The organism is Corynebacterium glyciniphilum AJ 3170, from assembly GCF_007673095.1.
In the GTDB taxonomy this organism is placed as follows: Bacteria; Actinomycetota; Actinomycetes; order Mycobacteriales; family Mycobacteriaceae; genus Corynebacterium.
In genome coordinates, this window is sequence record NZ_VDYZ01000367.1 from 1 (window position 1) to 233 (window position 233).

General features: G+C 61.4%; 1 protein-coding gene. It reads left to right on the forward strand.

Annotated features, from left to right (window positions below; all coding sequences use genetic code 11):
* Window positions 1-181, forward strand: a 181-nt coding sequence (locus FS507_RS18020; RefSeq protein WP_222121487.1) for a hypothetical protein, incomplete at its 5' end; no start/stop codon positions are given.
* Window positions 182-233 lie beyond the last annotated feature (52 nt).

The following is a 233-nucleotide window of genomic DNA, read 5'->3' on the forward strand; positions in this document are numbered from 1 at the left end:
GGTGGGACTGGTGTGGAGGGGGGGGATTGGGGTGATGGTGGAGTTGGAGATGGAAGTAGGTGAGGGTGGGATGGAGGGGTTGGAGGTTGGGGAGGTTGGGGTTGAGCGGGTGTGGGAAGTGGTGGGGGATGTGGTGGGTGGGGAGATGAAGGAGGGGTTGATGGGGTTGGAGATCACATAGGAGAGGTAGGGAGGGGAAGAACGGAGGAAGGAGGGGGTGATGATGAGCAGGG